Here is a 9,498-nt window from a genome sequence, read left to right on the forward strand (position 1 = left end):
AGGCCGGGTCAGAACCTGGTCAGAACGCCGTCCGCGGTGCTGATCGACCCGTCGGGCTGCTCGGTGGCCACGCCGACGTACAGGTCGTCGCCGTCCACGATGAAGTGCAGGTAGCCGAACAGGGTGCAGGTGCCGTTGCCGTCGTCCATGGTGTAGTACTCCAGGTCGACGCTGTCCTCGGTGTTGGAGGTGGTGAGGATGTCCCACCGGCACGACTCGCCGTTCGGCATGGACAGGTCGGCCCCGCCGAGGCTCTCCCCGGCGACCATGTGGACCTCCAGGGTCCAGGTGGACTCGTAGTTGCCGTCCAGGTCGTACTGGGTCATGACCCCCGACCAGCTGCCGTCCATGGCCTCGGGGAACTCCCCGGTGCTCAGCTCGTCGTCCGGGGGCTCCGGGACGTCGTCGGGAATGTCGTCGGGAATCCAGTCGGAGTCCCCCAGGACGTCGGGGGTCTGCGCGGAGGTGCTCTCCTGCGGCCTGGGGGAGTCGGCCACGGGGGCGGGCTCCGGATCGCGTCCGCCGAAGACGAGGACCAGCACGATCGCCACGATCAGGAAGACGATGACCACACCGCCGACGGCGAGGACAACGGTGGTCCCGGTGGAGTTCCTGCGAGGCTGGGGAGCGGGAGGGTACTGCGGGGTGTAGCCGCCGTCCTGCCACTGCGGTCCCTGACCCGGCTGCGAGGGAGGTTGTGGGGAATAGCTCACGGACGTGCCGTCCCTTCCGGTGAAAGCCCGCTCACGGGCAGCACCCGAAACCAGGAAAACGCTGGCCACAGTGTGCGGAAAAGCTCTGTTCCACTTCTTTTGCAGTTGTTGGAAATCTGTCCGGGCAGCAGAGGGTGACACCGTTGTCACCTTTGTGTTCCCTGGCTTTCCTGCGTTCGGTGAGATGGTTCCCGCACGCTTTTGGTTCCGAGGCTTTTTCGGGATTTCTCCGGAAAAGGAGAACGCCGGAGCGGTCGATCCGCTCCGGCGTTCCGCAGTTGCGGACGGTGTCCGGGTCAGCGCTCGATCTCTCCGGCGATGAACTTCTCCACCGCCTCGTGCGCCTCGGAGTCGGAGTACTGCACCGGCGGCGACTTCATGAAGTAGGAGGAGGCCGACAGGATCGGCCCGCCGATGCCGCGGTCCTTGGCGATCTTGGCGGCGCGCACGGCGTCGATGATGATGCCCGCCGAGTTCGGCGAGTCCCACACCTCCAGCTTGTACTCCAGGTTCAGCGGGACGTCGCCGAAGGCGCGCCCCTCCAGGCGCACGTACGCCCACTTGCGGTCGTCCAGCCACGGCACGTGGTCGGACGGGCCGATGTGCACCGACCGGGCGTTGAGCTCGTGCGGGATCTGCGAGGTGACCGACTGGGTCTTGGAGATCTTCTTCGACTCCAGCCGCTCCCGCTCCAACATGTTCAGGAAGTCCATGTTGCCGCCGAAGTTGAGCTGGTAGGTGCGGTCGACGACCACCCCGCGGTCCTCGAACAGCTTCGACAGCACCCGGTGCGTGATGGTGGCGCCCACCTGGGACTTGATGTCGTCGCCGACGATGGGCACGCCCGCGTCGGTGAACTTCTTCGCCCACACCGGGTCGGAGGCGATGAACACCGGCAGGGCGTTGACGAACGCCACCCCCGCGTCGATGGCGCACTGGGCGTAGAAGCGGTCGGCCTCCTCGGAGCCGACCGGCAGGTAGGAGACCAGCACGTCGGCTCGGGCGGCCTTGAGCGCGGCGACCACGTCGACGGCGTCCTCGGTGGACTCCTCGATGGTCTGCCGGTAGTACTTGCCCAACCCGTCGAAGGTCGGACCGCGCTGCACCGTCACCCCGGTGGGCGGGACGTCGCAGATCTTGATCGTGTTGTTCTCGCTCGCGGTGATCGCCTCGGACAGGTCCCGGCCGACCTTCTTGGCGTCCACGTCGAACGCTGCGACGAACTCGATGTCCCGGATGTGGTACGGACCGAACTCCACGTGCATGAGGCCGGGCACGCGGGATGCCGGATCGGCGTCCCGGTAGTAATGGACGCCCTGGACGAGTGAGGCGGCACAGTTGCCCACGCCCACGACGGCTACACGTACCGAACCCATGGCAGTGGTCTCCTTCTGTCGATTCCGAAATCTCTGAGTGCGTGGGACGGGCCTGTCGCGGCGAGGCCGCGCGACCGGGACGCGCGGGGCTGGATCATCCCGACAGTCTCGGCTGGGGCGGGGGAGACGCGGCGTGGTGCTGTTCCCGTGCGATGAGGCTGTCGAGCCAGTGGATCTCCCGCTCCACGGACTCCGCGCCATGTCGGTGCAGTTCCCGCATGTAGTCACCGGTGGCCCGGGAGCCTTCGGCGGGGGACGACAGGCGGGAGCGCAGGTCCTCCAGCCGGGAGAGCAGCCGGTCGCGCCGACCGTGCAGGATGCGCAGCCGGAGGTCCGACCGGGCATGCCCGAACAGGGCGAAGTACACGCCGAAGCTCTCGTCGTCGCAGGTCGCTGGAGTGATGTCGGCCAGCAGCCCGTGCAGGTGCTCGTGGCCGGCCTCGGTGAGCCGGTAGACGATCCGGGACCGTCCGCCGTACTCGGCCTCCTCGGGGTGCTGTGAGATATGTCCCTGCCGCAGCATCTCCTTCAGGCAGGGGTACAGCGAACCGTAGGAGAAGGCCCGGAAGACGCCCAGTTCGGAGTTGAGCCGTTTGCGGAGTTCGTAGCCGTGCAGCGGGGTCTCGTAGAGCAGGCCCAGTACCGCCAGCTCCAGCACCCTGGCCCGGCGCGCGCCCATTCCTCACCTCCGCCCCGGTCGTGTCCTCGGACATGGTGGCCATCTCTACCCCCGGCGGGGGAGACGCACGCACCAGTGTGGTTTTTGAGTGCTATGAGTGTATCGGGTCGATATATTGAGGCCGTAGACGGGGTGGGACCCGGAAGGAACTGCCGGGCGGGCGGAAAGGCCGGTACCGTCGGGGGTTTGCGGCGGTCCGCGGTGGCCGGGTCTGGTTTATGCCCTGATTGTGGAAAACGATGCGCGCACTCGGCGTGGCCAGGTACTCTCACCCGTGGGTTGTGCTATACGGCGTTACCGTCCTAACGTAACGTTCGCCCCAGTAGGACCATCGCACGCCGTTTGCCACGGTCCGGCGTTTGTCATGTGTCGGCGGTGCTGCTGGTCCGCCGCTCACACGACAGCGTGAGCGGCCGAAACGGGGAACGGCCACCGGCCGTCGCGAGAGCCCCCGCTCGCGACGTCCCACCCGTAGAGCGGATCGGGTGCGGGCCGCCCACGAGTGTCTCCCCCTCGAGCAGCCAGTGACAGGAGGTCAGGCAACAGCCGGTTCGATCCCGTCTCACCAGTGCCTTCGGTCACGCGCCGATCCCCAGGCAGTACTGGGAGCGGGGAGCAACGGAGCGCGGCGTTTCCGCGTGGTCCGGGGGCGGCACTGCTCTCCCCAGAAGTCGACAGGCCGATCGGCCTTCAACAGACGAACGAGGACGCGTGAGTACCGAAAGACGACGGAGCGCCGGCGGGCGCCGCCGGGCCGACGGCCCGGTCGGGGAGCCGCGCGGCAACGGCGGTAGGCGTAGCCGCGACGGCTACGCCGCGGACGAACGCGCCGCGGCGAGCCGCCGCAGGCCGCCGGAGGACGACGGTTTCTGGGCCGACGAGCGCCCGCGGCGTTCCCGTGCGCCGCGGGACGACTACGACGACCGACCCCGCCGCTCTCGCACGCCGCAGGACGGCTACGACGAGCGCCCGCGCCGACGGGCCAGGGACGACGACTACGGCTATGACGAGCGCCCGCGGCGTTCCCGTGCGCCGCGGGACGACTACGACGACCGACCCCGCCGACGGGCCGCCGCCGCGGAGACGGCCGTGCTGGAGAGCGGTGGCGGCGGGGGCCGCCGCCGCGCCCGGGACGGCCACCCCGACGACGGGCGTCCGGGGCGGCGCCGCCGGGCCGACGAGGAGGGCTACAGCGGTCGGCGCCGCGCCAACGCGGCCCACTCCGGAGCCGCGGGGGGCCGTCGCCGCCGCGCCCGGGACGACGAGGACGAGTACGACGAGCGCGGACCGGTCAAGCGCTTCTTCGCCAAGGCGTGGAAGCCCGCGCTCATCACCATGGCGGTGCTGTTCGTCCTCGGCGCGGTCGGCATCGGCATCGCCTACGCGATGGCGCCCTCGCCCGAGGACCTCCAGGCGAAGGCTGACGCGCAGTTGGCGGCGAACGTCGTCTACTTCGAGGACGGCAAGACCGAGGCCACCAAGTTCGGTGAGACCACCCGGGTCCCGGTCGACATCAGCGAGGTGCCCCAGACCGTGATCGACGGCGTGCTGGCCGCCGAGCACCGCACCTTCTACGAGGACAACGCGATCAACCCGGTGGGTCTGGCCCGAGGCATCCTCTTCGGCGGTTCGCAGGGTGGCGGTTCGACCATCACCCAGCAGATGGCCCGCAACTACTACGACTCGCTGACCACCAACGAGACGTCGACCATCGCCCGGTACACCCGTAAGTTCAACGAGATCCTGATCGCGTTCAAGGTCGAGCAGAGCCTGACCAAGGACGAGATCCTGGAGCAGTACCTCAACACCATCTACTTCGGGCGCGGCATCGGGGTGCAGGCCGCCGCGCAGGGCTACTTCGGCAAGGACGTCAGCGAGCTCGACGCCGCCGAGGGCGCGTTCATCGGCACGGTCATCCAGCAGCCCGGAAACTTCGGCACCGCGGTGCCCGGCTCCGAGATGTACGAGATCCTCGAGGAGCGCTGGGCGTACACGGTCAAGGGCCTCGTCGAGATGCACGAGGAGAACCCGGAGCGCGGCCTGTCCCAGGAGGAGGCCGACAAGCTGGAGTTCCCCGACCCCAAGCCGATCGAGGCCGACGACAACTACTCGGGCTACCGCGGCTACATCCAGGAGGCGGTCCGCAACGAGCTGGAGACCCGCTACGGCCTGAGCGCCGACCAGGTCGCGCGGGGCGGCTACCAGGTCACCACCTCCCTCAACGAGCAGTGGATGAAGTACGCCGAGGAGGTCGTCGAGAACCAGAGGGAGCAGACCCGCAACAACACCGGCCAGGAGATCCCGGACGAGACCCAGTTCGGCATCGCCGTGGTCGAGACCTCCACCGGTGAGATCAAGGCCTTCTACGGCGGCCCCGACCCCACCCAGTACGCCAACCAGTCGCTGGTCCAGCGCCAGCAGGCGGGGTCGGCGTTCAAGCCGTACGTGCTGGCCACCGCGCTGGAGCAGGGCATCAGCCTGAAGAGCGTCTACGACGGCGACAGCCCCAAGGAGTTCCCGGGTCTGGCCCAGCCGGTCCGCAACGACAGCAACGTCAGCTACGGTCCGGTCGACCTGATCCAGTCCACCAAGGACTCGATCAACACCAGCTACGTGCAACTGGCCATCGAGGTCGGCCCGCAGGCGGTGATCGATACCGCCCTGGCCGCGGGCATTCCGGAGAAGCAGTTGGAGACGGCCGAGATCGGTCCCAACATCGCGCTGGGCACCATGTCGGTCGCCGCGGTCGACCAGGCCAGCGGATTCGCGACCTTCGCCAACGGCGGGTACCACATGCCCCAGCACCTGATCGTCAGCGTCGTGGACACCGAGACCGGCGAGGAGCTGGTGCCCAACGACGCCGACATCCTGGATGCCGGCGGCACCCAGGCGTTCAGCGCGGACACCGCGGCCGACGCCACCTACGCGATGCAGCAGGTGATCACCCCCGAGCACAACGCCCGGCTGGACGACGGCCGCCCGATGGCGGGCAAGACCGGTACCTCGAACAACGCCGTGTCCGCGTGGTTCGTGGGCTTCGTCCCGCAGTACTCCACCGCGGTCGGACTGCACCGCAGCGACGGACAGCCGCTCGTGCTGCCCGGCGAGTCCAGCATCTACGGTGGTCAGATGCCGGCGAGGCTGTGGAAGGCGTTCATGACCAAGGTGCTGGAGGACGTGCCGCCGGAGGAGTTCCCCGAGCCCGTCTACGGCGGCGAGATCCGCAACCACGCGCCGACTCCGACCCCGGACCCGTCGCAGTCTCCGGACACGGAGGAGACGGAGATGCCCGACCCGGAGCCGAGCCTGCCGGTCCCGTCGTTCACGCCTCCGAACCACAACGACGACCCGTGCGCCCACGCCAACCCGTGGTACACCCCGCCGGGCTGCAACGAGGAGGAGGAGCCTCCGGGCGACGGGGAGACCACTCCGCCGCCGACCGGCGACGACCCGCCCGGCATGCCCGGCAACGGTCCCCGAGGTCCGCTGGGCAACAACCAGGTCTACTACTACCGGGACCAGGAGTGACCTCTTCGCCGCACCGGTCCGCGCGGACCGGGCCCCGGGGCGCCGACGGCTTCGCCGTCGGCGCCCCCGCCGCATTCCCGCCCCGTGGGGCCGACTGGGCCTGGCTCGTCGCGATCGGGATCGCGGGGGCGCTGCTGGGCTACCTGGGCAAGGCCCGCTGCCGCTTCGGCGGGGCGTGGCTGGACGGCACCCAGTACCAGAGCCTGTGCTACAGCGACGTCTTCGCGCTCTACTACCGGGACGGGCTGGACGCCGGAACCGTCCCCTACCTCGACCAGCCGGTCGAGTACCCGGTGCTCACCGGCGGCCTCATGCACCTGATGGCCCGGGCGGCGTCCTGGCTGCCCGACCCGCTGTCCCGCGGCTACGGCTACTTCGACGCCACCGCCGCGGTGCTGGGGGCCTGCCTGGTCGCCACGGTCGTCTGCGTCGGCCGGCTGGCGGGCCGCGGCGGGGTGGTCCCGGCGGGCCGCCCGTTCGACCGGCGCGCCGCGCTGGTCGCCGGGGGCTTCGTGGCCCTGGCCCCGGCTGCGGTGCTGACCTTCGCCATCAACTGGGACCTGCTGGCGGTGGCGCTGGCCGTCGGCGGGATCGCCTGCTACGCCCGGGAGCGGCTGTGGGCGGCGGGGGCGCTGACCGGTCTGGCGGTGGCCGCCAAGTTCTACCCGTTCCTGTTCTTCGGGCCGCTCTTCGTGCTGATGGTCCGCGACCTGGCCCGCGGCGGGGCGGGACGGGACGCGGCCGTCCGGTTCGGCGTGCCGCTGCTGGGCGCGCTGCTGGCCTGGGGCGCGGTGAACCTGCCCGTCTACCTGGTCAGCCCGGAGGGGTGGGCCGAGTTCTTCACGTTCAGCCAGGAGCGGGGCGCCGACTGGGGGTCGGTCTACTACGTGCTGGGCGCGCTGGGGCTGTTCCCCAGCGCCGACCTGGGGACGGTCAACCTGGTCGGCACCGGGACGCTGCTGCTGGCCTGCGTGGGCATCGCCCTGCTCGGCCTGTTCGCGCCGCGCCGCCCCCCGGTGGAGCAGTTGCTGTTCCTGGTGGTGGCGGCCTTCCTCGTCACGAACAAGGTGTGGTCGCCGCAGTTCGTGCTGTGGCTGCTGCCGCTGGCGGCGCTCGCCTGGCCGCGCAGCCGCCGGCTCCGGCCGGCCGCGGTCGTCCTCTTCGGGCTCTGGCAGCTCGCCGAGGTCGGCTACATCGTCGGGATCTGGCACTACCTGTGGTACTACCAGAGCCCCGCCGAGGAGGTGGGGGTCGGGCTGACCGCCTACGCGGTGGTCACGTTCGGCCGGCTCCTCTCCCTGCTCATGGTGTGTGCGCTGGTTGTTGTGGATTCCGTGATGACCGGCCTTTCCGAGCTTGACAACTGATAGCCTTGAACACTGTTCGGCTATCGGAGCCCTCGCGAGCGCCGTTCGCGCCGCGGGCTCTCGCCCTCCTGCCATGGAAAGACCATGGCCGCGACAGTCCAGAGGAGAGGTACGCACGCCCATGCGTCGCTACGAAGTCATGATCATCCTCGACCCGAGCCTTGACGAGCGTACGGTCGCCCCGTCCCTCGACCAGTTCCTCTCGGTCGTCCGCAACGAGGGCGGCTCGGTGGAGAAGGTCGACGTCTGGGGCAAGCGCCGACTCGCGTACGACATCGCCAAGCACTCCGAGGGCATCTACGCCGTCGTCGACCTGACCGCCAAGCCCTCCACGGTCAAGGAGCTCGACCGCCAGCTCAACCTGACCGAGGCCATCCTGCGCACCAAGGTCCTGCGTCCCGAGGTCCACTGACGCTCCCCGGCCGCAACGCCACACCCGTCGCCCAGCCCTAGGAATCCGGAGCCAAGCCATGGCAGGCGAAACCCAGATCACGATCGTCGGCAACCTGGTCGACGACCCTGAGCTGCGATTCACCCCGAGCGGGGCCGCGGTCGCGAACTTCCGCGTGGCCTCCACCCCGCGTGTCTTCGACCGCCAGACGGGAGAGTGGCGGGACGGCGAGTCGCTGTTCCTCACCTGCTCGGTCTGGCGCCAGTACGCGGAGAACGTGGCCGAGAGCCTGCAACGCGGGATGCGCGTCATCGTGCAGGGGCGGCTCAAGCAGCGCTCGTACGAGACCAAGGAAGGCGAGAAGCGCACGGTCTTCGAGGTCGACGTCGAAGAGGTGGGCCCCGCGCTGCGCAACGCCACCGCCAAGGTGACCAAGACGCAGCGCCAGGGCGGCGGTTTCGGCGGTGGTGGCTACGGCGGCGCCCCGCAGGGCGGCGGATACGGCGGCCAGGGTGGCGGCTACGGCGGCAACCAGGGCGCCCGGTCCGGCCCGCCCGCGGACGACCCGTGGGCCACCGGCGGCGGAGGGTTCGGCGGAGGCTACTCCGACGAGCCGCCGTTCTAAGTATTTCTGTTCCAGCGACCATCCCCGCGACAGCGGGGCTCTTGAAAAGGAGCACCACGATGGCGAAGCCGCCAGTCCGCAAACCCAAGAAGAAGGTTTGCATGTTCTGCCAGGAGAAGATGACCTACGTCGACTACAAGGACACCACTCTCCTGCGCAAGTTCATCTCCGACCGCGGCAAGATCCGCGCTCGCCGGGTCACCGGCAACTGCACGCAGCACCAGCGTGACGTTGCCACGGCCGTGAAGAACGCCCGCGAGATGGCGCTGCTGCCCTACACCAGCACCGCCCGCTGATCCGAGGCCGACGAGGAGGTAACAAGGTGAAGCTGATTCTGACCCACGAGGTCAACGGTCTCGGTTCCCCCGGCGACGTCGTCGAGGTGAAGGACGGCTACGGCCGCAACTACCTGCTGCCCCGCGGGTTCGCCATCAAGTGGACGCGCGGCGGGCAGAAGCAGATCGACTCCATCCGCCGCGCCCGTGCCGCGCGCGACATCCGCAACCTGGACGAGGCCAAGCAGGTCGCCGGCCAGCTCGGCGCCCTCAAGGTGCGGCTGGAGCAGCGTTCCGGCGACAACGGCCGCCTGTTCGGTTCGGTGACCGCCGCGGACGTGGCCGAGGCCATCAAGGCCGCGGGCGGCCCCGAGGTCGACAAGCGTCGCATCCAGATCCGCAACCCGATCAAGTCGGTGGGCGAGTACACGGTCGAGGTCCGCCTCCACCCCGAGGTCAACGCCTCCGTCGCGATCGAGGTCGTCGGCGTCTGATCCCGCCGTCGAGAACACCAGCGGGCCCCGGCTCGGTGCACCGAGCCGGG

The 9,498-nt window shown here is 69.5% G+C and carries 9 protein-coding genes; 6 read left to right on the plus strand and 3 right to left on the minus strand.

Annotated features, from left to right (window positions below; all coding sequences use genetic code 11):
• Positions 1-8: 8 nt before the first annotated feature.
• From AC529_RS06140 to AC529_RS06150, 3 genes are all read right to left on the minus strand, one after another.
• The gene (locus AC529_RS06140) at positions 9-713 is read right to left on the minus strand and encodes a hypothetical protein (protein ID WP_068754263.1); all 705 of its coding nucleotides are present in this window, start codon (positions 711-713) and stop codon (positions 9-11) included.
• Between the two features lie 296 nt (positions 714-1,009).
• Positions 1,010-2,089 (minus strand): inositol-3-phosphate synthase, encoded by a 1,080-nt coding sequence (locus AC529_RS06145; RefSeq protein WP_198156302.1) that lies wholly within the window; start codon positions 2,087-2,089, stop codon positions 1,010-1,012.
• Between the two features lie 94 nt (positions 2,090-2,183).
• The gene (locus tag AC529_RS06150) at positions 2,184-2,768 is read right to left on the minus strand and encodes a PadR family transcriptional regulator (protein WP_068754266.1); all 585 of its coding nucleotides are present in this window, start codon (positions 2,766-2,768) and stop codon (positions 2,184-2,186) included.
• Positions 2,769-3,479: 711 nt separating this feature from the next.
• Between AC529_RS06150 and AC529_RS06155 the strand changes: the two genes are divergently transcribed.
• From AC529_RS06155 to rplI, 6 genes are all read left to right on the plus strand, one after another.
• On the plus strand, positions 3,480-6,296 hold the full coding sequence (locus AC529_RS06155) for a transglycosylase domain-containing protein (RefSeq protein ID WP_198156303.1): 2,817 nt from the start codon (positions 3,480-3,482) through the stop codon (positions 6,294-6,296).
• Positions 6,293-7,663, plus strand: coding sequence for a glycosyltransferase family 87 protein (locus AC529_RS06160; protein ID WP_068754268.1), 1,371 nt, complete (start codon positions 6,293-6,295; stop codon positions 7,661-7,663). The genes AC529_RS06155 and AC529_RS06160 overlap by 4 nt, the downstream gene beginning before the upstream one ends.
• A 121-nt stretch (positions 7,664-7,784) precedes the next feature.
• On the plus strand, positions 7,785-8,075 hold the full coding sequence (gene rpsF, locus AC529_RS06165) for a 30S ribosomal protein S6 (protein ID WP_068754270.1): 291 nt from the start codon (positions 7,785-7,787) through the stop codon (positions 8,073-8,075).
• A gap of 58 nt (positions 8,076-8,133) precedes the next feature.
• Entirely contained in the window at positions 8,134-8,679 is a 546-nt protein-coding gene (locus AC529_RS06170; protein ID WP_068754272.1) for a single-stranded DNA-binding protein, read from the plus strand.
• Positions 8,680-8,738: 59 nt separating this feature from the next.
• Positions 8,739-8,975: a 30S ribosomal protein S18 gene (gene rpsR / locus AC529_RS06175; protein ID WP_068754274.1), complete on the plus strand. Its 237-nt coding sequence runs from the start codon at positions 8,739-8,741 to the stop codon at positions 8,973-8,975.
• 26 nt (positions 8,976-9,001) lie between these two features.
• Entirely contained in the window at positions 9,002-9,448 is a 447-nt protein-coding gene (gene rplI / locus AC529_RS06180; RefSeq protein ID WP_068754277.1) for a 50S ribosomal protein L9, read from the plus strand.
• Positions 9,449-9,498 lie beyond the last annotated feature (50 nt).

Origin of the sequence: Thermobifida cellulosilytica TB100, from assembly GCF_001517975.1 — a bacterium.
Lineage (GTDB): Bacteria > Actinomycetota > Actinomycetes > Streptosporangiales > Streptosporangiaceae > Thermobifida > Thermobifida cellulosilytica.

Coding starts and splice junctions, on each gene's coding strand:
- AC529_RS06145 (WP_198156302.1), bottom strand. CDS start 2,089: ATGGGTTCGGTACGTGTAGCCGTCGTGGGCGTGGGCAACTGTGCCGCC.
- AC529_RS06150 (WP_068754266.1), bottom strand. CDS start 2,768: ATGGGCGCGCGCCGGGCCAGGGTGCTGGAGCTGGCGGTACTGGGCCTG.
- rpsF (WP_068754270.1), top strand. CDS start 7,785: ATGCGTCGCTACGAAGTCATGATCATCCTCGACCCGAGCCTTGACGAG.
- AC529_RS06170 (WP_068754272.1), top strand. CDS start 8,134: ATGGCAGGCGAAACCCAGATCACGATCGTCGGCAACCTGGTCGACGAC.
- rpsR (WP_068754274.1), top strand. CDS start 8,739: ATGGCGAAGCCGCCAGTCCGCAAACCCAAGAAGAAGGTTTGCATGTTC.